This window comes from Phenylobacterium sp. LjRoot225, assembly GCF_964252855.1.
In the GTDB taxonomy this organism is placed as follows: Bacteria; Pseudomonadota; Alphaproteobacteria; order Caulobacterales; family Caulobacteraceae; genus Phenylobacterium.
Genome location: NZ_CAXUPL020000001.1, coordinates 452,048 through 476,629 on the forward strand (window position 1 = coordinate 452,048; position 24,582 = coordinate 476,629).

General features: G+C 69.5%; 16 protein-coding genes and 1 pseudogene. 11 read left to right on the plus strand and 6 right to left on the minus strand.

The features are described from left to right. Positions 1 to 148 precede the first annotated feature (148 nt). Positions 149 to 1,435, plus strand: coding sequence for a cystathionine gamma-synthase family protein (locus ACSQ2B_RS02215; protein ID WP_436046957.1), 1,287 nt, complete (start codon positions 149 to 151; stop codon positions 1,433 to 1,435). Between the two features lie 50 nt (positions 1,436 to 1,485). Here ACSQ2B_RS02215 and ACSQ2B_RS02220 read toward each other — a convergent pair whose 3' ends face one another. Continuing rightward, the gene (locus tag ACSQ2B_RS02220) at positions 1,486 to 4,698 is read right to left on the minus strand and encodes a PAS domain-containing protein (protein WP_436046959.1); all 3,213 of its coding nucleotides are present in this window, start codon (positions 4,696 to 4,698) and stop codon (positions 1,486 to 1,488) included. Between the two features lie 240 nt (positions 4,699 to 4,938). After that, positions 4,939 to 7,935: an autotransporter outer membrane beta-barrel domain-containing protein gene (locus ACSQ2B_RS02225; RefSeq protein ID WP_436046961.1), complete on the minus strand. Its 2,997-nt coding sequence runs from the start codon at positions 7,933 to 7,935 to the stop codon at positions 4,939 to 4,941. A 116-nt stretch (positions 7,936 to 8,051) separates the two neighbouring features. On the opposite strand from ACSQ2B_RS02225, the gene ACSQ2B_RS02230 reads away from it, so the two are divergent. Both ACSQ2B_RS02230 and ACSQ2B_RS02235 read left to right on the plus strand, forming a co-directional pair. Further along, positions 8,052 to 8,378 (plus strand): helix-turn-helix domain-containing protein, encoded by a 327-nt coding sequence (locus ACSQ2B_RS02230; protein WP_436046963.1) that lies wholly within the window; start codon positions 8,052 to 8,054, stop codon positions 8,376 to 8,378. Between the two features lie 24 nt (positions 8,379 to 8,402). Beyond that, a complete protein-coding gene (locus ACSQ2B_RS02235; protein WP_436046965.1) occupies positions 8,403 to 9,644 on the plus strand; it encodes a hypothetical protein in 1,242 nt (413 codons plus the stop codon). 9 nt (positions 9,645 to 9,653) lie between these two features. On the opposite strand, the gene ACSQ2B_RS02240 is transcribed toward ACSQ2B_RS02235, so the two are convergent. Together ACSQ2B_RS02240 and ACSQ2B_RS02245 are read right to left on the minus strand one after the other, a co-directional pair. Next, complete coding sequence (locus ACSQ2B_RS02240; protein WP_436046967.1) at positions 9,654 to 9,902, minus strand: hypothetical protein; 249 nt, start codon at positions 9,900 to 9,902, stop codon at positions 9,654 to 9,656. A gap of 83 nt (positions 9,903 to 9,985) precedes the next feature. Next, positions 9,986 to 12,202, minus strand: coding sequence for a TonB-dependent hemoglobin/transferrin/lactoferrin family receptor (locus ACSQ2B_RS02245; RefSeq protein ID WP_436046969.1), 2,217 nt, complete (start codon positions 12,200 to 12,202; stop codon positions 9,986 to 9,988). A 137-nt stretch (positions 12,203 to 12,339) separates the two neighbouring features. Here ACSQ2B_RS02245 and ACSQ2B_RS02250 point away from each other — a divergent pair, with 137 nt between their 5' ends. The 5 genes from ACSQ2B_RS02250 (at position 12,340) to ACSQ2B_RS02270 (ending at position 17,813) form a co-directional block, all read left to right on the plus strand. Continuing rightward, positions 12,340 to 13,107, plus strand: coding sequence for a DUF4198 domain-containing protein (locus ACSQ2B_RS02250; protein ID WP_436046971.1), 768 nt, complete (start codon positions 12,340 to 12,342; stop codon positions 13,105 to 13,107). A gap of 9 nt (positions 13,108 to 13,116) precedes the next feature. Continuing rightward, the gene (locus ACSQ2B_RS02255) at positions 13,117 to 13,578 is read left to right on the plus strand and encodes an EF-hand domain-containing protein (RefSeq protein ID WP_436046972.1); all 462 of its coding nucleotides are present in this window, start codon (positions 13,117 to 13,119) and stop codon (positions 13,576 to 13,578) included. A 75-nt stretch (positions 13,579 to 13,653) separates the two neighbouring features. Beyond that, positions 13,654 to 14,172: a DUF2271 domain-containing protein gene (locus ACSQ2B_RS02260; protein ID WP_436046974.1), complete on the plus strand. Its 519-nt coding sequence runs from the start codon at positions 13,654 to 13,656 to the stop codon at positions 14,170 to 14,172. A 28-nt stretch (positions 14,173 to 14,200) separates the two neighbouring features. Further along, complete coding sequence (locus tag ACSQ2B_RS02265; RefSeq protein WP_436046975.1) at positions 14,201 to 15,166, plus strand: FAD:protein FMN transferase; 966 nt, start codon at positions 14,201 to 14,203, stop codon at positions 15,164 to 15,166. A 313-nt stretch (positions 15,167 to 15,479) separates the two neighbouring features. Then, entirely contained in the window at positions 15,480 to 17,813 is a 2,334-nt protein-coding gene (locus ACSQ2B_RS02270) for a PAS domain S-box protein (protein ID WP_436046976.1), read from the plus strand. Between the two features lie 9 nt (positions 17,814 to 17,822). Here ACSQ2B_RS02270 and ACSQ2B_RS02275 read toward each other — a convergent pair whose 3' ends face one another. Together ACSQ2B_RS02275 and ACSQ2B_RS02280 are read right to left on the minus strand one after the other, a co-directional pair. After that, positions 17,823 to 18,272 (minus strand): DUF3617 domain-containing protein, encoded by a 450-nt coding sequence (locus ACSQ2B_RS02275; RefSeq protein ID WP_436046978.1) that lies wholly within the window; start codon positions 18,270 to 18,272, stop codon positions 17,823 to 17,825. Between the two features lie 78 nt (positions 18,273 to 18,350). Beyond that, positions 18,351 to 19,397, minus strand: a complete 1,047-nt coding sequence (locus ACSQ2B_RS02280; protein WP_436046980.1) for a 2OG-Fe(II) oxygenase — start codon at positions 19,395 to 19,397, stop codon at positions 18,351 to 18,353. A 119-nt stretch (positions 19,398 to 19,516) separates the two neighbouring features. Here ACSQ2B_RS02280 and gyrA point away from each other — a divergent pair, with 119 nt between their 5' ends. From gyrA to ACSQ2B_RS02295, 3 genes and pseudogenes are all read left to right on the plus strand, one after another. Then, a complete protein-coding gene (gene gyrA / locus ACSQ2B_RS02285) occupies positions 19,517 to 22,285 on the plus strand; it encodes a DNA gyrase subunit A (protein WP_436046981.1) in 2,769 nt (922 codons plus the stop codon). 153 nt (positions 22,286 to 22,438) lie between these two features. Further along, positions 22,439 to 23,653 carry a class I SAM-dependent methyltransferase gene (locus tag ACSQ2B_RS02290; RefSeq protein ID WP_436046982.1) on the plus strand — a complete coding sequence of 405 codons (1,215 nt, stop codon included), beginning with the start codon at positions 22,439 to 22,441 and terminating at the stop codon, positions 23,651 to 23,653. Between the two features lie 77 nt (positions 23,654 to 23,730). Beyond that, a pseudogene (locus tag ACSQ2B_RS02295) lies at positions 23,731 to 24,485 on the plus strand (IS5 family transposase). The last annotated feature ends 97 nt before the right edge of the window (positions 24,486 to 24,582 follow it).

A 24,582-nucleotide genomic window follows, 5' to 3' on the forward strand; every position in this document is an offset into this window, starting at 1 on the left:
TTATGATGCGCGCGGTATTCGAGCTGACCCGGGACAGGCTTGTCCTTTGCGGTGGCCGCCTGCGGATTTGTCCGGAGTCGGCCCGTCCGACGAAGGTTGGGCACAACCACGACCCTCAGGCGTTGCTGTGGCGTGTGGAGCGACGTTGATGGCCCGGGACAATCGCAAACCGCCGACAGCTGGTCAGGGCTTGGCTCCCGAGACCCTGTTGCTGAGCTACGGCTTTGATCCGGTGCTGTCCGAAGGGGCGGTGAAGACGCCGATCTTCCTGACCTCCACCTTCGCCTACAAGACCTGCGCCGAGGGCAAGCAGCTCTTCGACTACATGAGCGGGCGCGTCCCCCTGCCGCCCGGTTTACAGCCCGGGCTCATCTACAGCCGCTTCAACAATCCCAATCTGCAGATCGTCGAGGAGCGGCTCGCGATGCTGGAGCAGACCGACGCCTGCTCTCTGTTCTCCAGCGGCATGGCGGCGATCACGACCATCCTGTTGTCGGTTGCGAAGCCAGGTCAGGTCGTGTTGCGCAGCCGGCCGCTCTATGGCGGCACCGAGACCCTGTTCGATAGCCTGCTGGCCGGCCTGGGCGTGAAGAACGTCAGCTTTCGGGACGGCGTGGACGCCGCCTCCGTGCGCGAGGCGGTGGAGCAGGCCCTGGCGCTGGGACCGCTGGCGGCCATCTTTGTCGAAACGCCGGCCAATCCGACGAACGCCGTGGTCGATCTCGAACTCATGGCCGAGGTCGCCGAGCAGGTCTCTGCGCGCCAGGACGAGCGGCCTCGCGTGATCGTCGACAACACCCTGCTGGGCCCGCTCCATCAGTCGCCGTTGGCGCACGGCGCCGACGCCGTCGTCTATTCCCTGACCAAGTACGTCGGCGGTCACAGCGATCTCGTCGCGGGGGCCGTCCTGGGGCTGGCGGATCTGATGAGGAAGGTGCGGTCGATCCGCAATCTGATCGGCAACCAGCTGGACGTGCATAGCGCCTGGATGTTGACCCGCTCGCTCGAGACGCTGCGACTGAGGATGGACCAGGCGTTTTCAAACGCGGCTGTCGTGGCGGAGTGGCTGTACGCCCACCCACGCGTCGAGAAGGTGGCCTATCTCGGCAAGCTGGCCCCCGACTCTCCCGCAGCCAAGGTGGTCGCTCGTCAATGCGGAGCTTACGGCGGCACCTTTTCCTTCGTGGTGATCGGAGGGGAGGCGGCCGCGTTCAAGGTTCTCGATGGCCTGAAGGTCTTCAAGCTCGCCGTCAGCCTGGGCGGCACGGAATCCCTGGCCTGCCATCCCGGCACCACGACGCATTCTGGCGTGCCGGGCGCCGAGCGTGAGGCGCTCGGCATCGTCGCAGGCATGATCCGGCTCTCCATCGGGCTGGAGGCGCCGGAGGACTTGATTGCGGACCTGGATGCAGCCCTGGCGAGCCTGGACCTCTAGCTGGCGCACGGCGGGCCTTGCCCGGGGTAGATGCGCGCCGCGCGTCGGCGTCAGGCGTTCGGCGTGGCGTCGCCGGCCGGCTTGGACAGCAGCCGTACGAGGCTGGCGGCGAGGTCGTCGTTGCGGAACGGTTTGGTCAGCCGCGCCAGGTCCGGGTCGATCCCTTCCAGCTCGGCATAGCCCGAGACGATCAGCACCGGCAGGCCGGGCAGGGTGTTCTGCAGCGCGCGGGCGAGCTGGACGCCCGACATGCCGGGCATCAGGTGGTCGGTCACCAGCACGTTCGGCCGCAGCCCGGCATTGACCTTCCGCAGAGCCTCCTCGGCGGAGCTGGCCTGCAGCACCGAATAGCCGAGCTCCTGCAGCATCTCCGACGTGCTGGCGCGCACGAGGTCCTCGTCGTCGACGAGCAGGGCCACGCCGTTGAGCACCGGGCCTTCCGCCGCCGGGGCGCTGAGCGGCGCGGCCACTGCGTCGGTGCTGGGCGGAAGCCAGAGCTCGACGTTCGTGCCCAGGCCGCGACGGGCGTGGATCGTCATTGCGCCGCCGAGCTGCAGCGCCAGGCCGTGCACCATCGAAAGCCCCAGACCGGTGCCCTTGCCGAGCCCCTTGGTCGAGAAGAAGGGCTCCACCGCGCGGGCCAACGTCGCCTCGTCCATACCCTCGCCGTCGTCGGCGACGGAGAGGCGGACGTAGCGGCCCGGCGGCAGTTGGGTGTGATGCGCCGTCCCGACGTCTTCAGCCGACGCGCTGATGCGCAAATGTCCGCCGTCGGGCATGGCGTCGCGCGCGTTCACGCTGAGGTTCAATAGCGCCATCTCCAGCTGGTTCGGATCGGCCCTCGCCGGCGGCATGTCCGGGGCGACCTCCACCGTCACCTTGATCTGCGGTCCCGAGGTGCTGGCGACCAGGTCGGCCATGCCTTTCACGAGCGCGCCGACATCGACGGCGGTGGGCTGCAGCGGCTGGCGCCGCGCGAAGGCCAGCAGCCGCTGGACCAGGGTCTTGGCCCGTTCGGCCGACTGCATGGCCCCGGCGATCAGCCGCTGCTCGCGCTCGCCGCCGACGCCTCGGCGCTGCAGGATGTCCAGCGAACCGACGATGGGCGTGAGCAGGTTGTTGAAGTCGTGGGCGACGCCGCCGGTCAGCTGGCCCATCGCCTCCATCTTCCGGGATTGGCGGAGCTGTTCTTCCGCCAGGGCGAGCCGCGCCTGCTCGCGATGGCGTTCGGTGATGTCGTAGACGAACTGGTAGGCGCCGATCACGCGGCCTTCGGCGTCGCGCAAGGGGCTGAACTTCATCTCGTAGAAGCGTTCATCGCGCCCCGCGGGGGGGAGGGAGCCCGTCTCGGTGAAGACTTCGCCCGCGAACGCGCGCGCCCAGAGCGCCTCTAGGCCGGCGATGGCTTCCGGCTCGCCTTGGAACGCCTCGGCCATGGGCTGGCCGATCACTGGACGCGCGCCATAGACCCGCTCGAACTCGTCAGCGGCGGCACGATTCACCGCCAGCCAGCGGCCGTCCGCGTCCACCATGAGCATGAGAGCGTCGGTGCCCTCGACGATGTCCGCCAGGACCTTGCGCTCAGCAAGCGCCTCGGCCACCCGCCGCTCCAGGGTGTCGTTGAGCTCGCGCAGCGCCAGCTCATTGCGGTAGCGTGCGGTCGCGTCGCTGCACAGCACCGCGACGCGGCGGCTCGCCGGGCCGCCGACCTTGAAGGCGTGGACATCCCACCAGCGGCCAAGCGACCCGGAGCCGGCCTCGACACGCGCGCTCTCGCCGGTTGTCGCCACGCGCCCGTAGAGGTCGAACCAGTGGGGTTCGTGATCGGGCACGATCTCGCGCATCCGCCGTCCGCTGACATGGACGAATCCGGCCTGGCGCTCGAAGGCCGGATTGGCCTCGACGAAGGCGTAGTCCACGGGATCGCCGTCCTCGTCGAAAATCATGTCGATCAGGCAGAAGCCCACCTCGATCGCCTCGAACAGGGTGCGGTAGCGCGTCTCGCTGGCGCGAAGCGCCTCCTCAGCCAGTTCCGCCTCGGTGATGTCGCGCACGGCGCCCACCAGCCGGATCGCCCGGCGCGGCGCGGCGGCGAATTCGGTCTGTGCAGTGACAGCCACCCATCGCAGCGATCCGTCGGTGAGCCGAATCCGCATTCGGGCCTGCAGGCGACCCTCCCCGGACGGTTCGAGCGCATGGGCCACGGACGCGGCGTACATCGGCCCGTCCTCCGGATGGATGCGCTCGGCGAGCGCCGAGGCCAGCGATTTCTCGGCCTCCGGCGGCAGGTCGAAGATCGCCAGGGCGCGGGGATCAGCCTCGGCGCGATCGGCGTCGGGATACCAGACAAACGCGCCAATGTCGGAGGCCTCGAGCGCGAGCCGTAGCCGCGCTTCGCTTTCGCGAAGCGCCGCATTGGCCCGGTAGGCGTCGGTGACCTCATAGCCGCCAATGAAGATGCCGGTGATCGTCCCGTCGTCGCTGATCGGCTGGAGGACGAAGTCGATGTACTGCGGCGTCTCCTCGCCGTGCAGCCGGACCTCCATGCCGCGCGACACCACCGCCTCGCCGGTCCGCCAGACCCGGTCCAGCAGCTCGAAGAAGCCCTGTCCGGCGATATCCGGAAAGACATCGCGCAATCGCCGGCCGATGAAGTCCGTACGCCTGGAGATGGCGACAAAGGCCTGGTTGACGAACTCGTAGACGAAATCGGGTCCAGTCACGACCGCGGCGAACCCCGGCGTCTGCCGCAACATTCGCAACTGGCGCTGACGTTCGGCGTCGGCCCGGCGCTCTGCGGCGACCCGCTCGGTGGTTTCGACGACCACGGCGATCACGCCGGCCGGCCGGCCGGAGTCGTCGATCGCCGGCGAATAGTCGAGGTTCAACCACACCTGTTCGTGCCGGCCGGAGCGATAAAAGGTGTGTTCCTGGTCGCGATAGGCCAGCGTCTGGCCAGAGAGGACCACGCGCATCACGTGGTCGTTGAAGTCGGCGATCTCGGGCCAGCCCTCGTGCAACCCGATGCCCAGCAGGCTCTCATTCCGGTCCCCGGCGAGCGCCGCATAGGCGTCGTTGTAGATCATGACGCCGTCGGCGCCCCACAGCAGAATCATGGGCGTGGCCGACCGGATGATCAGCCCGACGGTGGTCCGCAGGCTCGTCGGCCAGCTGGAGATCGGGCCGAGGGTGCGCGACCAGTCGTGACCGGCGATGCGGCGCGCCATCTCGCCGGGGTGGTCGAGGAACGCGGGGCGCTCCAAGCTACAGTTCAACACCGATCACGCCTCGCCCCCCGAAATCGCTCAAAGCTGACTAAAACGCATGGGGTGGCGAGATGTTCCGCGCGCACGCTGGAGTGGCGGCGTGCGCGTCATTCAGGGTCCGGCGCCCGGGCCGGCTGCGATGAAGGGAACCGGGGCATCGCAGGCTCTGCCGGTCCGGGCGACGGGTGCACTAAGGCAATTCATAGTCTAGTTAAAACTGTACGCTCGTCAAGCGGCTTAGAACTGCCAGCGGATCAGAGCCCGCACGTCGTATTCCCTGTAGGCCTCCTCGAAGCTGCCGCCGCCGTCGAGGGCGAACAGCAGGCCGGAGGATTCGATGCGCAGGCCCAGGCGCGCGACGACCGCGTTGTCGAAGGGCGCCTCGGGATCAAGGGTGAAGGGGGCGCCAGTCTCGAACCGCGCCGTGGTGCGGCCAGCGTCGCCGGCCAGCCGCTCGCGCCAACCGATCTTGAGCTCGGGCGACCAGCTGGTCTCGTCGCCGAAGCGTGCGCCCAAGGCCAACGTCGCTTCGCCGGTCAGAAGCCTGCCTTGTCGGTCGTCGAGGGCAAGGTCGAACCCCGCGCCGCCGCCGCGCTCGCGGTGGCCGCTTTCGCTCAGGCGGACGAAGTCGACCGAGACCTCGGGGCGGGCGGAGAAGGCGCCGAGGCGAAGGGCGTAGGACGCTCCGGCATGGGCGTCGGCGGTCCAGCCGGTCCAGTCGGACTTGGTCTCCAGCGACAGGTCGGGACCCACCAGCCGCCGCTTGCTCGTGAACCAGACGTAGCCGAGGCCGGCGCGCGCCTGAGCCTGCAGAGGGCCATTGTTGAGACGCCAGTAGAGCCCGCCGCTCGCCAGGTTCATCGAGACCTGCTCGCCGGCGGCCGCGCCGCGATCCTTGTAGTCGGCGGTCACCAGGCTGGCGGTCAGGCCGAGCGCATGGCGATCGCCCAGCAGGTCCATGCCGGCGGCGAGGCCGAAGCCGTCGGCCTTGTACCCCTGCGCCTGGTCGCGGTCACGCCGCAGGCCGAAGGTGATCTCCTGGGCCCAGACTCCGGTTCCGGCCTGGCCCGTGCTCATCGGCGCGGCCGTGGCGGACGAGATGGCGCTGGAGATGGCCGCGGCCGACATCAGCGCGCCGCCGGAGTGGTCCGGCAGCATCTGGTCGTAGAGTCCTGTGAAGCCCGCCTGCGTGGTCTGGGCGAGGACGGCGGCCTCGATCGCGGGGTTGCGGTCCAGGACGTCGAAGACCGCGGCGTAGGCCTGGGCGCCGGACCGGTTCAGCCCGATCTCGGCGGCGGTCTTCGGGCGCAGGTCCAGGTAGACCGACCCGGCCTGGACCTCGGTCCGCAGGCTGGCCTGATAGAGGAAGGGCGCGCCGTCTAGGGCGGTCGCCGCCTGGCCGGCCTGTAGAGTTTGTGCGTGCAGGATCTCGAACGACTTCGCGCCCCGGACCAGGGACTTCAGGGCGACGTCCACCTTCGCCCCGTCCGCCAGGCTGGCCTGGCCGGCGACTTCGAACCGGGTGAAGGCGTTCGCCTCCGCATCGACCGTCACCGCCAGCACGCCCTTGGCCCCGACGTTGAGGCCGGTGAGGCGGACGGTCTCGATATTGCTCGCCGCCAGCCGGCCGTTGCGAAGATCGATGTCGAGCCGGCCGTCGCTGTCGCTGAGCCGACCCGAGACCTGGGCCGATCCGTCGATCACCAGGCTGTCGGCGCCGGCCCCGAACGTCAGGTCGCCGGTGAGCTTGCCGGCGAGCAGCTCCAGGCGGTCGTTTCCGGCGCCGAACCGGACGTCGCCGGTGATCTCCGGCTGGTCGGCGTCGACGACCTTCGCCTGCCGGACGAGCGCGCCCGAAGTGTTGGCCGACAGATCGATGGCCACCGCCCGGCCGGCGGACGTCTGGCCGGACGTTCCGACGATGGTGGCGCGGATGACGCCGGAGTTGTCGATCCGCGTCAGGCTCCCCGACCGGTCGACGATGGCGCGCGCGTCCTGCTGGCCGCCCGTCTGCGTCGCTGTGATCGCGCCAGAGTTTCGCAAGGTTGCGACGACGGCGTTCGGGTTGACCAGCAGGGCCGTGGACTGGGCGCCGAAGCTCGCCGCGTCGATTGTTCCGCCGAGGTTGTTGATCCCGCCCTGGACGGTGACCACGCCGCCGCCGTCCTGGCCCACCCGCAGGGCTGTGGCGGCCACGCCGTCGTTCAGACCGCGCGCCAGCACCTGACCCTTGTTGACCAGTCCGAACGCCAGGTCGCCCGAACCGACCGCGCCCAGGGCCGTCGCCTGGGCGCCGCCGAGGTCGAGCGCCGGGGCCGATCCGAAGGCCGTCAGGATGGCTGCGCCTTCCTGCGCATCCGGAACCCCGTCCTTGTCCTCGTCGGCGTCGTCGGGATCCTTGTCGGCCGGCGCGCGGTCGAGCAGTACGCCCTTGGCGACCCCGCCGGTGATGCGCACCGCGCCGCCGCCCTGCTTCAGGTCGTCGGCGTCGAGCTTGGCGCGCGCGGCGTCCGCCAATCTCTGGCTGTCGCGATAGCCCGTGGCCGTGACGCTGCTCTGCAGCACCACCGCGCCGCCGACATCCCCGAGCGCGACGCCGACGGCGCCTTCGCCCTGTACGCTCACGGCCCCGGTGATGCGGACGTCGCCGGTCACGCTCGTCGCCGCCAGGCCCTTGGTCCGGTCCCCCAGCACCGAGATCGCGCCGCTGCTGGTCACCGAACCGGAGATCATGGTCTCCAGCGAGATCCCGGCGGAGTCCGAGCCCTTGACCGTGATCGTCCCGGCGTTGCGGACGTCGCCCGTGAAGACGCCCGGGCCCACGGCGCGCAGGCCGTAGCGTCCGGAGCCCTGCGCGAACGCGCCGTCGAGGTCGCCGTCCTTGTCGGCGTCGGTTGGCGCAAAGGTCTCCGTCAGGCTGATCTGTCCGCTGTTGACGAAACCGCCGCCGGCGCCGCCGACCAGCAGAACCCCCGTCGCGCCGTTCACGCCGTCGAAGGCGATGGCGCCCTTGTTGGTCACCGCGCGGCCGACCGCGTCCAGGATGACCGCCGCGCCCGCCGCCGCAGGCTTGATCGAGCCCGCCGTGTCGATGGTGATGCTGTCCGGCTGGCCGGAGGCGACGGTGGAGGTCCTCACCGGCGTAGTGGTGGCCGTGGAGATGACGATCTCGCACTGGGCCATGTCGGGAAGGATCAGCGGCGCCAAGGCCGCGGACAGGAACAGGCGCTTCATAGCTTTTCCCCCGTGGAGCGCCATGGTATCGAAAGCGCTCCAGCGTCGATTTGATGCTAGTTCAGTAATTACTGTAGTCGACGGTGCGCTGGCAAGCCGGCGCGTGAGGAGCAGCGATGTCGCGATCCGCGCCCGATCCGGCGAAGGCGGCCCAGACCAAGGTTCTGCGCACCCAGGCCGGACGTTGGCTGAAGGCGGCGCGCGAGGCTGCGGGCCTCACCCAGGCCCAGCTCGCCGAGCAGGTGGGGCTGCGCTACTACACCTTCGTGTCGCAGGTTGAGGGCGGGGTCGGCCGGTTGCCGATCGAGACCCAGGCCGCCTGGGCCGAGGCGCTGGGACTGGATCCGTCCGAATTCGCCAAGACGCTTTTGGAATACTACGAGCCCGAGCTCTACCGCCTGCTCTTCGGGGCCGGCGGCGCCCAGAGCCGGGCGACGGCCTAACCGGAAAGCGCGGGGCGTCGGGTCGTGGGCGAACTTCTTCCCTTTCTTCACCGGATCCGTGAGGACGGCCAATGGACGCCCGCGGAGCGGGCGCGGCTGGAAGCCCTGGCGGACAGCGTCGGCGGCGGTGGCGGCGGCGAGGGCCTCGAGCTGGCGTTCGGAACCAGCGACGCGGGCGATCCCTGGTGCGTCGTGAAGGACCCCGACGGCGAGGTGCTGGTCCATGTCGCGCGGATCGGCGAACGGTTCGTGGCCCACTTCCCGCTGGAGGACACGCTGGCCGAAGGCGCCGACCTCTACTCCACCCTGCGCGAGTGGCTGAGGACGCACGAGGACGGCGTGGTGGTGGCCTTCAACCGCGCCGGCCGCGAAGGCCAGTCCCTGCTGGCGGTGCTGCTGGCGGTCGCGGTCCTGGACAAGGAGATTCACGGATCCGCCCCGGCCGCTCTGGTCGCCCCCAGTCCGCCGCCGGCGCAATCCGAGGCGCCGACGCACCCTGTCGCGCAGGCCGCGCTCGCCGCAGCGACAGAGGCGACGCCGGCCGCCGGCGCCTTGGTCTCGCAGCCGTCGGTCGAGCCGGCGCCCGCGTCGTCGCCTTCGCACGTGGATCCCGCCCCGCAGGGCGCAGGCGGGCGCTCTGCGGTCGCGCCGGTTCAGGACCTGGTTCCGACGTCGAACGAACCGCCATCGATCACGGCTTCGCCTCCGTCCGCGGGGCCGATCCGCCCGGATCCGCAGGTCGCCGCCAGGGACGGGCCCTGGGCGGATGTCCATGGAACCGCCGGAGACGATCATCTCGCAGGCGGCCCGGGCGCGGAGCGACTGCAGGGCGACGCCGGAAACGACACCCTGACCGGGGGCGGCGGACGCGACAGCCTGAACGGCGGCCAGGGCGACGACCGCATCGAGCTGACCGGCGAGGTGGTGGCGATCGGCGGATCGGGCGCGGACACCTTCGTCATCCAGGCGCCTGCGGTCATGGATCGCCCGCAGACCCTTCTGGGCGTGGTCATGGACTTCCGCCCAGCCGACGGCGACCGCCTGGTCACGGTCAACGGGAGGGTGGTGACCAGCGTTTCGCAGACCAGCGAGACCCACCTGGATCCGCGGACGCAGGCGCAGCCTCAGACCCAGACCCAAACGGTGACCGACCAGCGTGTGGAGGTGGATATCGACGGAGACGGCGCGCCGGACGGCTTTGTCCTGCTGAGCGCCAACCCGATCCGAGCCGCGGGAGAGCCTTCCCACGACTGGATCGGCCTCTGAGCGACCGCCTTAGGCCGCCTCGAGCCAGGCGGTCAGCGCCGACACCCCCGCCTGCGGCCGAAACACGATGATCGCGCCGTCCTGGGCGCGGCGAAGCCTGGGCACGAACTGCGGCTGATAGATCAGGGCGGCGTAACGATAGGCTTCGAGCGGTGAGGCGAAGGCGGCGATCAGCTCCAGATTGGGGCTGAGGATGTCGACCGGCAGGGGTCCGCCCAATGGGACGCCGGTCATTGTCATGCGCGGGGAGGTTTTCATAGTGACGCCTGCAGCCTAGGTGGGCGCCGCGGCCGGCCGATGCAAGGCTGCCCGGCGCAGCCCTGGACCGGGCCGGGGCGGTTTCAGAACCGCGCCGCGAGAGAGACGGCGAGGTTGCGGCCCGGCTGGCTGTAGGCGTCGAGGATGGTCGAGGTCTGGGCGAGGCCGCGCACGTCGCTCCACCACCAGTATTTCTTGTCGGTGATGTTGAAGACGCCCGCGCGGAGCTTCACGGTCGGTGTCAGGTTCCAATAGGCGGTGGCGTCGAGCAGGGTGAAGGCCGACGGCGTGAAGCAGCCGCCGGTGCAGGTCCCGCCGGCCCGGCTCTGGGCCTTGCCCTCGGAATGGGTGGCGATCAGCTGGCCGCCGAACCGTCCCTCGGAATCCCGCCAGGCGAGGCCGGCGACCACCTTCACCGGATCGACGCTGTCGAGCGGCGTCTTGACCCCGCCGCTCTGCGACGAGCCCTTGGCGTAGGCCGCGGCGAGGTTCAGCCGGAAGCCGCCGCCGAGGTCGGCCTGGGCGCGGCCTTCCAGCCCGTGGATCTTCACCCGCGCGAGATTGACGAATTGGTAGAGCCCGGGATTGGCGGCGGTGAAGTTTCCGGCCACCAGCACCTGGCTGATGAAGTTCTTGTACTCGCCCGAGAAGGCCGTCGCGCTCGCCGACCAGCGGTCGCCGCGCAGGCGCACGCCGCCCTCGTAGGTTTGGCTGGTCTCGGGCCGCAGGCTCGGATTGGAGATCGAGCGGTAGTTGGAGACCAGGTTGGCGAAGCCGTTGTTCACCTGGTTCGGGGCGGGCGCCTTGAAGCCTTCGGCGTAGTTCGCGAAGAGCCCGACCGACGGCGTCGCCTGCAGCACCAGGCCGAGCTTCGGCGAGACGTGGGACTTGCTCTGGCTGGCGGGCGCGGCGCCGGTGAACAGCGGGTCGCCGGTCTTCGGCTCCAGCTCGTAGTGGTCGTAGCGCAGGGCCGGGTAGGCCTTCAGCCGACCGCCGAGGAAGCCGATCTCGTCCTGCAGGAAGACGCCGGCCAGGGTGAAGTCGGTGGTCGGGAAGGCGCGGGTCGGAAAGGTCTCGCCGGCCGGGGGGACGGTCCCGCCGCGCAGGCCCTCCTGGCGGGTGACGGAATAGTCGGCGCCGTAGACCAGCTCGTGGTCCAGGCCTGCGGTGGTCAGCCGGCTGCGGGCGTCGAGGCTGACGCCGACCACGCGGGTGTCGAAGACGCCGATGCGGGTGCGGTCGGCGGCGGTGTTGCGGTCCTCGGCGGAGAATTGGTTGGTTTTCGACTGCTGCCAGTAGGCGGCGGCGTGGGCCTCGCGGACCCAGCCGTCGCCGCGGTAGCGGTAGTCGAGGCTGGCCCGGTCGCGTCGCAGGGAATCCTGGGCGATCAGACCAAGCACGCTGGTCGAGGCGAGGGGCGGCGCGGCGATCGCGCTCAGCACCTCGGCGTCCATCTTGCGCTCGTCGTGCTCGACGGTGAACCGCACGGTGCTGTGCGCGTCGGGCGCGAAGACCAGCTTCGCCAGCACGGCGTTGGAAACGATGTCCTGGGGGTTGGGCTTGGTCCGCGTGGCGTTGCGCGCGCCGCTCGAGCCCTGGTTCTCCTGCTCGGACCCGTCGCGGCGGGTGTAGCTGAGCAGCCCGCTCCAGGGACCGCTGCGGCCGGCCGCGGTCGCCGACTTCGCCCAGCTCTCGTCGGCCGAGGCGTAGGCGAGGCGGGTCTCGAAGGCCCAGGGCTTGGCGGCCGTCAGATAGTCGGCGGGATCCTTGGTGACGAAGCTGACGGCGCCGGCCACGCCGTCGCTGCCATAGAGGGCCGAGGCCGGGCCGCGCAGGATCTCGACGCTCTTCATCGTCTCCAGGTCCAGATAGTCGCCGCGTCCCATGGACTGGGCGCCGAAGCTGTAGGCGTCGGGCGCGCGCACGCCATCGACCAGGATCAGCACCCGGTTGCCTTCGATGCCGCGGATGTTGAAGCCGCTGTTGCCGTCGCGTCCCGTCGAGGACCCGGCCGCCGTGAACCGCGCCGGGTTGTTGCGCACCGAGACCCCGGCCTCGTAACGCACCAGGTCCTTGATGTCGGTGGCGAGTTCGTCCTCGATGCGCTCGTGGCTGATCACCGTTACGGTCGCGGGCGCCTCGTCGAGGCGCTTTTCCGAGCGGGTCGCTGTGATGGTGACGCCGTCCAGCAGGGCGGCCGCCTCGGCGCTGGCGGTCTCGGCCGCGTGGGCCGAAGCCCCGAGCGGCAGGGCCGCGAGCGCCGTCGTGGTGATCAGGATTGCGCGGAACCGCCCGGTCATGTCTTGCCCCAAAGTGTCTTGCAAATGCGAGTCGTTCGCAATATCAACTTCACTATGAGTTGAGCGGGCAGATCGTCAAGCTAACATGCGACTGCATCGCATTTGCGATTCGAGACTCTAGGGAGATGCGTCGAAAAATGCTGAGGCTGATGGTTCTAGGGGCGGCGCTCGCGGTCGCCGGCGGGGCGCAGGCGCATTCGCCCTATCTGCTGCCGAACGGTTTCGACCTCAGCGGACGCGACCATGTCACGCTGCAGGCGTCCTTCACCGAGCATCCGTTCATCCCCGACGTGGTGATGAAGTCCGAGCACTTCCACGTGACCGACCCGACCGGCGCGACGCGGCCGCTGACGCCGAGCTACTTCCGCGACCTCACCGTGCTCGAGGCGCCGGTCGAGGGGCAGGGCACCTGGCGCTTCAGCAGCGGCGCGCGGGCTGGGCGCATGTCCAAGGTGATCCGCAAGGGCGAGGACTGGGTGTTCCTCGAGCCTGGCAAGCCGGTTCCGGCCGGCGTCGTCCCGGCGGACATGCAGAGCATCACCACCGCCGAGACCTACGTCAGCCGCGGCGCGCCGAACCAGGTCGCGCTTGCGCCGCTTGGCCGCGGCCTGGAGCTGCACCCGCTGACGCACCCGAACAGCATCTCGGTGGACCAGGAGGCCCGCTTCGAAGCCCTGCTCGACGGCCGACCCCTGCCCGGACAGAAGATCCTGCTGGTCCGCGCCGACGCGGACGCCGACGGCGACAAGCCCCAGGAGATCGTCGCCGACGCCGCCGGCCGGTTCGCCTTGAAGGCGGGGCGCCCTGGGGCCTATCTCGCCATGACGCGCTACCGTATCGCGCCGGTCGACGGCCAGCCCGGCCGCAGCCTGACCTACGCCCTGACGTTCGAAGCCGTCCGATAGGAGACCGCCTTGTTTAGAAAACTGATCGCCGCCGGTGCGGCGCTGACGCTGGCGGGCCTCGCCGGCCAGGCCCACGCCGCCTCGCACAACCGCGACACCTTCATCCGGGAGCAGGACCGCAATGCGGACGGCAAGGTCTCCAAGGACGAGTTCTCCGCGGGCCGGGCGCAGGAGTTCGCCCGGATGGACGCCAACCACGACGGCGGGCTGACGCGTGAGGAATACGTCGAAGACTTCAAGACGCGCCTCGCCGCCAAGCTGCCGACCCTGCCGGCGGAGCGGCGGGAGGAGCAGCGGGTGCGCGAGATGCGCCAGGTCGAGGTCCGCTTCGGCATCCTGGACAGCGACAAGTCCGGCAAGATCACCCCGCCCGAGTTCGACCACTCCGGCTGGATGATGTTCGCCCGGCACGACACCAACAAGGACGGCGCGGTCGGCGCCGACGACCCCATCCCGAAGGACGACGACTGACCAGGCTAAGGCCGGGCGCCCCTACGGAACCTGCTCCCAGTCTTCGCCTTGGCATCCGACGTAAGGAGCTATCCGATGCGCTCGACCTTCCGGCTCGTCACCCTGGGCTCGCTCGCCGCCGCGGCGGCGTCGCCCGCCGCCGCCGCCGACCTGGTGCTGCAGATCGACCTGCCGCGTCAGGCGGCGGCCGAATATCACCGGCCCTACGTCGCCGTCTGGCTGGAGCGCACCGACCAGACGCCGGTGGGCACCCTGGCGACCTGGTACGAGACGGACAGTGGCGATCGCGGCGAACGCTACCTGAAGGAGCTTCGCCAGTGGTGGCGCAAGATCGGCCGTGAGCAGGGGGTCTCGGCGGACGCGGTCTCGGGACCGACGCGCGCGCCGGGGCCGCAACGAACCCGCGTCAAGGGCAGCTCAGCCGTTCTCGCGGCCCTGCCGCCCGGACAGTACGCCGTGGTCGTCGAAGCCGCGCGCGAGGCGGGCGGCCGCGAGAGCCTGCGCCTGCCGCTCGCCTGGCCCTCGCCGCGCGGCCAGACGGCGCGCGCGGCGGGTGAGGCCGAGCTTGGCGCGGTCAGCCTGACGGTCCGCTAGTCCCGTGGTCCGGGTTCTGGTCCCGCCGATGTCGCGCCTCCCGCCACGGCCGCGCGGCGCGGCGGTTCGGGCGCTTTCAGGCTTCAGCATGGGCGCCGGCTGGTCGGTGAAGATCGCAGCCGCGGACGTGGCGCTCGATGTCGTGCACGCCGCCATCCAGCAGGCCCTGGACCGGGTGGAGGCGCAGATGAGCCCCTGGCGGCAGGATTCGGCCCTGGTCCGGTTCAACCGGGCGCAGGCGTCCACCGTTCATGAGTTGCCCGTGGAGTTCGCCGAAACGCTCGCGGCGGCGCTGGAGATCGCCCGGGAGACCCAGGGCGCCTACGATCCGACGCTGGGGCGGCTGACCGACCTCTGGGGCTTCGGGCCCGCGCCTTTCACCGGCGGGCCGCCGGATCCGACCGCGGTCGCCCTGGCGCTGCGACTGGTCGGCTGGAGGCATCTGCAGCTCGACGGCCGCTGGCTTGGCCAGCCCGGCGGCCTGTCGCTCGACCTCTGCGGGATCGCCAAGGGCTACGCCCTCGACCGCGCCGCCGCGGCGATCGAGGCGCTCGGCGTCGGCTCCTATCTGCTGGAGGTCGGCGGCGAGGTGCGCGGTTGCGGGATCAAGCCCGACAGCCGGCCCTGGTGGGTCGCGCTGGAGCATCCCTCTGGCGGTGAGGACGCGCCGCTGCTCATCGCCGCCTGCGGGATCGCCATCGCCACCTCGGGCGGCGCCCGGCGTCACTTCGAGCACGGCGGCCGGCGCTACAGCCACACGCTGGACGCCGCCACCGGCGCGCCGGTGGACGAGACCGTACTCGCCGCCACTGTGCTGCACCGAAGCGGAGCCGCCGCCGACGCCTTGGCGACGGCCCTGGTGGTCATGGGCGAGGCGCGCGCCTGGGCGTTCGCCGAACAGCAGGGCCTCGCCGCGGTCCTGACCCGGGCCGGCGAAACGACCCCGCGCCGCCGACTATCGCGTGCGGCCGAAGAGATGGCCCTGGAAGACTGAGTCGCGCGCCAACATCCCCGCATGATCCGCGAGCGGACGTCTCGCGCGAACCCCGCGATCGTCGTCTGTCGACGAAAACCAACGCCAATTTCCTGTCCGAGCCGGAAATATTGTTAACGACATTGACGTGTTGGTCGGCACACCCCCTCCAATAGGGCAAGCTTAGCTATCGAACGACAGCGGGAAACAAGTCGGGAGTGTGGCGTTTTTAAGTGATGGGTGATGGGGGATTTTCATCGGTGCTGACGAGGCTGGGGCCATCGCGCTGGCGGAGCAGGGCGGCCGTGTTCACGCTTCGCAGGGAGATTTGGCGGTGACGTCCCGATCCAAGGAGACCTTCCAACAACTGGTCGAGGCGGTCGGCGACTTCGCCATCTACAGGCTCGACGTCGAGGGACGCGTGATGACGTGGAGCCCTGCGGCCGAGCGGATCCATGGCTGGCGGCGGGAGGAAGTCGAGGGGGAGTCGTTCGCCCGCCTCTTCGCGCTCGAGGACCAGCGCGCCGACCTTCCGGAACGCGTCCTGGCGCGCGCCCGCGCGGACGGCCGCATCGAGAGCGCGGGCTGGCGGGCGCGTAAGGACGGCGGCCGCTTCTGGGCGATGGCCTCGGTGCACGCCATCCGTGGCGACGACGGGCAGATTTCAGGTTTCGCCAGCGTCACCCGCGACATGACCGGCCAGCGCGCCGCGCAGCAGGAGCTGCTCGAGAGCGAGCGGCGGTTCCGCTACCTGGTCGAAGGCGTCATCGACTACGCCATCTACATGCTCGACGTGAACGGCGTGGTGACCAACTGGAACCGTGGCGCCGAGCGGGCCAAGGGCTACCGCGCCTACGAGATCGTGGGCCAGCACTTCAGCGTCTTCTACACCCGGGAAGACCGTCGCGACGGGGTCCCGGCGCGGGCCCTCAAGCTCGCCCTCGAAGAGGGGCGCTGGGAGAGCGAAGGCTGGCGGCTGCGCAAGGACGGAAGCCGCTTCTGGGCTTCGGTGGTGATCGACCCGATCCACGACGACGACGGGCGTCACATCGGCTTCGCCAAGATCACCCGCGACATCTCCGAGCGAAAGGCGGCCCAGGAGGCCCTGGCCCAGAGCGAGCGGCAGTTCCGCACGCTGGTGGCGGGCGTCGTCGACTATGCCCTGGTCATGCTCGACCCGAACGGCGTGGTCACCCACTGGAACCTCGGCGCCCAGCATATCAAGGGCTATACGGCCGACGAAATCATCGGCCAGCACGTCAGCGTCTTCTACACCGAAGGCGACCGCGCCGCGGGCGCGCCGATGAAGGCGCTGCAGGCGGCCATCGAGCACGGCCGCTACGAGGCCGAGGGCTGGCGGAGGCGCAAGGACGGCAGCCTGTTCTGGGCCAACGTCGTGCTGGACGCCATCCGCGACCCGAAGGGCGATCTGGTCGGCTTCGCCAAGGTCACCCGCGACGTCACCGAGCGCCGCCAGGCGCAGATCGAACTGCAGACGGCCCACGACCGTCTCGCCCAGACGCAGAAGATGGAGGCCATTGGCCAGCTGACCGGCGGGGTGGCGCACGATTTCAACAATCTCTTGATGGTGGTCAGCGGCCAGGCCCAGCTGTTGCGCCGGAAGATCGGCGATGACGAGCGCGCGGCCCGGGCGCTGGACGCGATCGAGGTCTCGACCAAGCGCGGACAGGACCTGACCCGCCAGCTGTTGGCCTTCGCCCGTCGCCAGCGGCTCAACCCGGTGGTGCTGTCCCTTGCCGAGCGGGCGTCGAACTTCCGCGAACTGCTGGACGCCAGCCTCGGCGAGGCGGTCGAGCTGCAGCTGGACCTGCCGGAGACCGTCTGGCCGGTGGAGGTGGACCCGGGCGAGCTGGAGCTGGCGCTGCTGAACCTCGCCGTGAACGCCCGCGACGCCATGCCCAACGGCGGAACCCTGGTGGTGTCGGCGCGCAATGCGAAGCTGAAGCCCGGCGAGGTGGACGCCGAGCTCGCGGGCGAGTTCGTGGCGCTGACGGTGCTCGACAGCGGCGTCGGCATTCCGCCGGACATCCTGGCTCGCGTCTTCGAGCCCTTTTTCACGACCAAGGACGTCTCCCGCGGAACCGGGCTCGGCCTGTCGCAGGTCTATGGCTTCGTGGAGCAGTCAGGCGGCCGCAGCACGGTCAAGAGCGAACTCGGGCGCGGCGCGACCTTCACCCTCTATCTGCCGCGCAGCCGCAAGCCGCCCGCCGAGGACGCGCCGAAGGTCGTGACCGGTCTGCCGCACGGGCTCCGCGTGCTGGTGGTGGAGGACAACCCGATCGTGGCTGAAACCGCCGCGGCGCTGCTGGAGCAGCTCGGCGGCCGGCCGCAGGTGGTGTCCAGCGCCGAAGCGGCGCTCGGAGCGCTTCAGGAGGGCGCCCGGCCGGACGTGCTGTTCAGCGACATCGTCATGGCCGGGGCGATGGACGGACTGGCGCTGGCGCGGCGCGTGCGGGGCGAATGGCCGGAGCTGCCGATCCTTCTGACGACCGGCTACAGCCAGAACGCCGAGAATGTCGGTCGCGAGTTCATCATCCTGCCCAAGCCCTACGAACTGCCGGACATGAGCCGGGCGCTGGCCTTGGTGCTCGACGTCGGCGCGACGCTCAGCGAGCCGGCTAAGGTCGCCGGGATCCAGGAGGTCTAGCGACCGACGTCAGACCGGCGGCGGCGTCGGGCAGCTGTCGGCGATGCGGCGCGCCTCGGTCGAGGCGCGGCCGCTCAACGGGATGCCGGCGATTTCGGTGGCGATGGTCGCGGTGATGTTGAAGCTGGTCTGGGTATAAGCCCCTTCGCCGGCGACCTTGATCTTGCCGCCGCCGCCCTTGCGCTTGACGCAGGTTCCCGCCATCCGGATCACCCCGTTGTCGATCACCTTCGACGGATAGCTGCAGTCGTAGTGACGGTTGCTTGGCCCGGCGAGGAACTTCTCCACGTCGGCGGGGGTGATGCAGCGGCGCTCGACCTTGCTCGTGCGGATTGGCGAGAGCAGCCGGTTGGTCGATTCCCAGTAGCCCGGCAGGATCGTGCTGTCCGGCTGCGACGGCTGGGCGGCGGCCGGGGCGGCGAGCGCCGCCGCGGCCAGGAGGGGGAGGATCGCTTTCATGGGTCTCATGCTGGAGTTCGTAGAGGACTATGACGCACCGCATATGAACCGCGGCTCAACGTCCGAGGGTTTTTCTGTTCATGCCTCGGGCGCCCCGACGCCCGTCCGCGTCCGGTAGGCCGCCAGGACCTCCGCGCCCGCTTCGTCGTAGAAGAAGGGCAGGAAGGCGTAGCGGCGCCCCGCCGTGACCCGCGTGGCCTCGTGCAGCAGGCCGCAGGCGAAGACGCAAGCCGCGCCGACCGGCGGCCGATAGACGGTCGGGCCGAACTCCGGGAACCGGAGGTCGCCGCCCTCGAAGCCGTCGTTGAGATTGATCGAGCCGGCGAACTTGCGGTGCGCGGTGCCGTAGGTGGTGTTGTCGCGGTGGGCGTGGAAGACTCCGCCGTCGTCGGCGGCGTAGCAGCTGACCAGATAGCGTTCGATCCGGGTGGCCCGGAAGCTGAAGGCGGTTTCGACCAGTGGGAACAGCCGCTTTTCCAGCCGCTCGCGAATCTCGGCGACCAGGGCGGGATCGCTGACCAGTACGTCGCGGCGGCTCTTCAGCTCGTCCATGACATAGTGGGTGCGGTCGCCGCGGTCGCGCATCACCCCCGTCAACTGCCCCGTGGTCTCTGCGTGCAGGCCGATCAGCCTCTCGCACAGCTCGGGCTCGAAGATCCGTGGCGCGATCAGGATCGGCGCGTGCGCCGCGACGCCGGCGTGCTCGGCGACCGGGGGCAGGGCGGTCAGGTAGTCGAACAGGGCCGGCGCCTCGGCCAGCTCGAAGCTGCGCAGCAGCCGAAGCGTCGGGTCGAGCACCATCCAGGTCGGCGGCGCTTCGCCGGCGGGCGCGAACTGGGCGCTGACCTTTCCCTCCAGGTCGATGACCCAGCGCAGGCCGGTCATGTCCCGGGCCCCCGCCGCGGTCTGGGCGTCGCGGATGATCGCGAAGGTGGAGAGCCGCGCGTCGTCGAACATCGCCTGGCGGGCCGCCAGCGCCTTCAGCGCCTCAAGGCGTGCGCCGTCGGCCATGGGCAGGAAGGCCAGGAGGATGTAACGTCCCGCCACGCTCTCGAACGTGAATTCCGGGTTGGACGGCGTGACGCCGCGGAACCAGGGGGCGGGCTCGCCGGGCTTGAGCGGCATGATAAGGAGACCTTCAGGCCCATCGCCCTGCGCACCCGCGCGAGAGTTGTGGCGCCCGCCTTCGAAATGCTAACAACGACCCTTCATAACCAGTCCGATTCTAACGGCAAATCCCACCTTTGACTGATCCTACGAACCCACCGGACGATCGGCGCGGGGCCATCGCCCCTATCGCCATTGAGGATGAGCTGAAGCGCTCGTACCTCGACTACGCCATGAGCGTCATTGTCAGCCGCGCGCTGCCTGACGTCCGCGACGGGCTCAAGCCCGTGCACCGACGAATCCTGTTCTCGATGAACGAGCAGGGCCACACGCCGGACCGCAGCTATGTGAAGTCCGCCCGCGTGGTCGGCGACGTCATGGGTAAGTATCACCCGCACGGCGACGTCGCGATCTACGACACCTTGGTACGGATGGCGCAGCCCTTTTCCATGGGCCTGCTGCTGATCGACGGTCAGGGCAACTTCGGCTCGGTGGACAACGACCCGCCGGCGGCCATGCGCTACACCGAGAGCCGCATGACCAAGGCCGCCATGGCGATCCTGGCGGACCTCGACAAGGACACGGTCGACTTCAAGGACAACTATGACGGCTCCGAACGCGAGCCGGTGGTGCTGCCTTCGCGCGTCCCCAACCTGCTCGTCAACGGCGCCGGCGGCATCGCCGTCGGCATGGCCACCAACATCCCGCCGCACAATCTCGGCGAGATCATCGACGCCTGCCTGGCCTATGTCGACAATCCCGAAGTCACCCTCGACGAACTGCTGGATATCGTCCCTGGGCCGGACTTCCCCACCGGCGGCCAGATCATCGGCCGGAGCGGCGCGCGCAACGCCCTGATGACCGGCCGCGGCTCGGTGATCATGCGCGGCGAGGCGAGCGTCGAGGAGATCCGCAAGGATCGTGAGGCGATTGTCATCACCTCGATCCCCTACCAGCTCAACAAGGCCGGACTGGTCGAGCGCATCGCCGAACTGGTGCGCGAGAAGCGCATCGAGGGCATCTCCGACCTGCGCGACGAAAGCGACCGCCAGGGCATGCGCATCGTCATCGAGATGAAGCGCGACGCCTCGGCCGAGGTGCTGCTGAACCAACTCTACCGCTTCACGCCGCTGCAGACCTCGTTCGGGGTCAACATGCTGGCGCTGAACCGCGGCCGGCCCCTGCAGATGGGCCTGCGCGACATGGTCACGGCCTTCGTGGATTTCCGCGAGGAAGTGGTCGTCCGCCGGACCAAGTACGAACTCTCCAAGGCCCGCGACCGCGGTCACGTCTTGGTCGGCCTGGCCATCGCCGTCGCCAACATCGACGACTTCATTCAGATCATCCGCTCGTCCAAGGACCCCAGCGAGGCCCGCGAGCGGCTGGTCGCGCGCGACTGGCCGGCGGGCGACATGCTGCCGCTGGTCGAGCTGATCGCCGATCCGCGCACCTTGGTGATCGACGGCTCGCAGATCCGGCTGACCGACGAACAGGCTCGCGCCATCCTGGCGCTGACCCTCTCGCGCCTCACGGGTCTCGGCCGCGACGAAATCTTCGGCGAGGCCCGCACGCTCGCGGCCTCGATCCAGGGCTACCTCGACATCCTGGCCTCGCGCGAGCGGGTCATGGGCATCGTCCGCGAGGAGCTGGTGGAGGTTCGCACCAACTTCGCCGTGCCGCGCCGCACGGAAATCGTCGAAGGCGACGCCGACGTCGAGGACGAGGATCTCATCCCCCGCGAGGACATGGTGATCACCGTGACCCACGGCGGCTATGTGAAGCGTACGCCGCTCGCGACCTATCGGACCCAGCACCGGGGCGGCAAGGGCCGTTCGGGGATGCAGACGAAGGAAGAGGACGCCGTCACCCGGGTGTTCTCGGCCAATACGCACACGCCGATGCTGTTCTTCTCCTCGGGCGGCAAGGCCTACCAGCTCAAGGTTTGGCGCCTGCCGGTGGGAACCCCCACGTCGCGTGGCAAGGCCTTCGTGAACCTGCTTCCCATCGAGCCCGGCGAGAGCATCACCTCGATCCTGCCGCTGCCGGAAGACGAGGCGACCTGGGACCAGTACGACGTGATGTTCGCCACCCGTTCGGGGAACGTCCGCCGCAACAAGCTCAGCGACTTCATCGGCATCAAGCGCAACGGCAAGATTGCGATGAAGCTGGACGAAGGCGATTCGATCGTCGGCGTCGGGGTCTGCAACGCCGAGCAGAACGATATCCTGCTGACCACCGCCCTGGGCCGCTGCATCCGTTTTGCGGTGGACGACGTGCGGGTCTTCGCCGGCCGCGATTCGACGGGGGTGCGAGGCATTCGCCTGGCGGAGGGCGACACGGTCATCTCCATGGCGATCCTGCGGTCCGTCGATGCGACCGCCGATGAGCGCGCCGCCTATGTGAAGCAGGCCAACGCCAACCGCCGCGCCATGAGCGGCGAGGGCGAGGACGTCGAGGATGTCGCGACGGCGGACGACGAGGAAGAAGCGGCCGGCGACGCTGCGCTTTCGCTCGAACGCTTCGCCCAGCTCGGAGCGGCGGAAGAGGTGATCCTCACCGTCTCCACCGAGGGTTACGGCAAGCGGACCTCGGCCTACGAGTTCCGCCGGACCGGCCGCGGCGGGCAGGGCCTGCTCGCCCAGGACCTGACCAAGCGGGGAGGACGCCTGACGGCCTCCTTCCCGGTCGACGACAGCGACCAGATCCTTCTCGTCACCGACCAGGGCCAGCTGATCCGGACGCCGGTCAGCCAGGTCCGGATGGTCGGCCGCAACACCTCGGGCGTGATCATCTTCCGCACGGGCGTCGACGAGCACGTGGTCTCCGTCGACCGCCTGGCCGACAGCGGCGAGGGCGATGACGAGATCGCGCCGGAAGCCGACGTCGGCGAGGCTCCGGACGCCTGAGGCCGGATCGCTTACGGGGCCGCATGATCGGCGGCCTGCTGAGTCGCATGGCGAAGACCGGCATCCGCGCACGGCATGGTCGTCGTCCGGCAGGGCAGGTAGTGGCCACCTCCGGACGGCGGTAGTCTGCGCGTTCAGATAGGGAGGGGCGTCATGTCCTTGCAAACCGTGCTGCGGAACCTCGCCCGCGAAGGCGATCTGACGCTGAAGCTGCCCGGCGGGAGTGAGCTGCGGCTGGGCGACGGGACCGGGCCGAAGCTGGTGGCGCGCATCACCAGCGCCGCCTGGGCCGCCCGCATCGCGGCCAAGCCGGGCCTGGGCGTCGGCGAGGCCTATATGGACGGCGGCCTGGTGCTGGAACAGGGCGAGATCGGCCAGTTCATCGATCTGATCGGCGCCAACGCCAAGTACAAGACCAAGAAGCGACGCGGCCCCTTCCGCCGGTGGCTGCGGCGCACGCTGCGCGAGGCCAACGACCGGGTGCAGTCGCTGCGCAACGTGGCCCACCACTACGACCTGTCCTACGAGCTGTACCGGCGCTTCCTGGACGAGGACATGCAGTACAGCTGCGCCTACTTCGAGCGCCCGGACATGACGCTGGAGGAGGCCCAGCTCGCGAAGAAGCGCCACATCGCCGCCAAGCTGGCCCTGGAGCCTGGCCAGAGCGTCGTCGAGATCGGCTGCGGCTGGGGCGGCATGGCCATGACCCTGGTCGAGGAGTCGGGTGTCGAGGTGGACGCCATCACCCTCTCCATCGAGCAACTCAAGGTGGCCCAGGCGCGCGCCGAGTCGAAGGGGCTGGCCCATAAGGCCCGCTTCTCGCTCACGGACTACCGCGACCTGAAGGGGACTTACGACCGGGTGCTGTCGGTGGCGATGTTCGAGGCGGTGGGGCGACCGAACTACCAGGAATATTTCGACGGCGTCGCGCGGCTGATGAAGGACGACGGGGTGGCGCTGATCCACTCGATCGGCCGGCCTGAGACCGGCGTCACCAACGCCTGGATCGACAAGTACATTTTCCCGGGCGGCTACAGCCCGGCGCTCAGCGAGGTGCTGCCGGCGATCGAGCGGGCTGGCCTGATGGTCACGGACGTGGAGATCTTACGCCTGCACTACGCCGAGACGATCCGGCACTGGCGCGACCGCTTCGAGGCGCAACGGGGCGAGATCGCCGACCTGTACGACGAGCGCTTCTGCCGGATGTTCGAGTTCTATCTCGGGATCGCCGAGCAGAGCTTCCGCCACCGCCGCCAGTTCATCTTCCAGATCCAGCTGGCCAAGCGCCTGGACGTGCTGCCGATCACCCGCGACTACATCGGCGAGACCGAGCGCGCGTACGCCCGGCCGGCTCACCGTGTGGCCTAGGAGCTGTGGACTCTTAGGATTCCCTGCGACTCCGAAGCGTGATTCAAGACTGCTTTTTGGGGGCAGTCTTGGGGGTGATGGACCGCTTGGTGCTTAGCGACGACCAGTGGGAGCGGATCGCCCCGCTGGTCATCGGCCGTCCGGATCAGAAGGGCTCGACGGGCCGGGACAACCGGATGTTCGTCGAAGGCGTGCTGTGGGTGGTGCGCACCGGTTCGCCGTGGCGGGATCTTCCGGAGGTGTTCGGCGACTGGAACAGCGTCTGGCGGCGGTTCAGCCGCTGGAGCGCCAAGGGGATCTGGTGGCGCATCTTCGAGGCGCTCTCGAATGATCCCGACTTCGAGTACCTGATCGTCGACTCGACCATCGTCCGCGCTCACCAGCACGCGGCGGGGGCGAAAAAGGGGGGCCTGAAGATCAGGCCATTGGCCGCTCCCGCGGGGGCTTGAGCACCAAGATCCACATGGCCGTGCGAGGGTTGGGCTGTCCCGTGCGGTTCACGCTCACCGCTGGCCAGCGCGGCGACGCGCCCCAGGCCGGCCCGCTGATCGAAGGCCTGCCAGCCCAGGCCGTAATGGCCGACACCGCCTACGACTCCGACCGCCTGCGCCAGGCGATCGCCGAGAAGGGCGCGGTCGCGGTGATCCCCAACAACCCGTCCCGATCCCGCAAGCACCCGCTCGACAAGCACCTCTACGCCCAGCGCCACCTGGTCGAGTGCTGCTTCAGCAGGCTCAAGCAGTTCCGGCGCGTCGCTACACGCTTCGAGAAGACCGCCAGGAACTATCTCGCCATCGTCACCCTCGCAGCCATCGTCCTCTGGCTACGCTAAGTGTCCACAGCTCCTAGAGCGTGACAGCCGCAAGTGGATGCCGGTTGCGGCGGCCGTCACGCTCTAAGCTCTTGAAGATAGACCCTTCTTGTCCGGT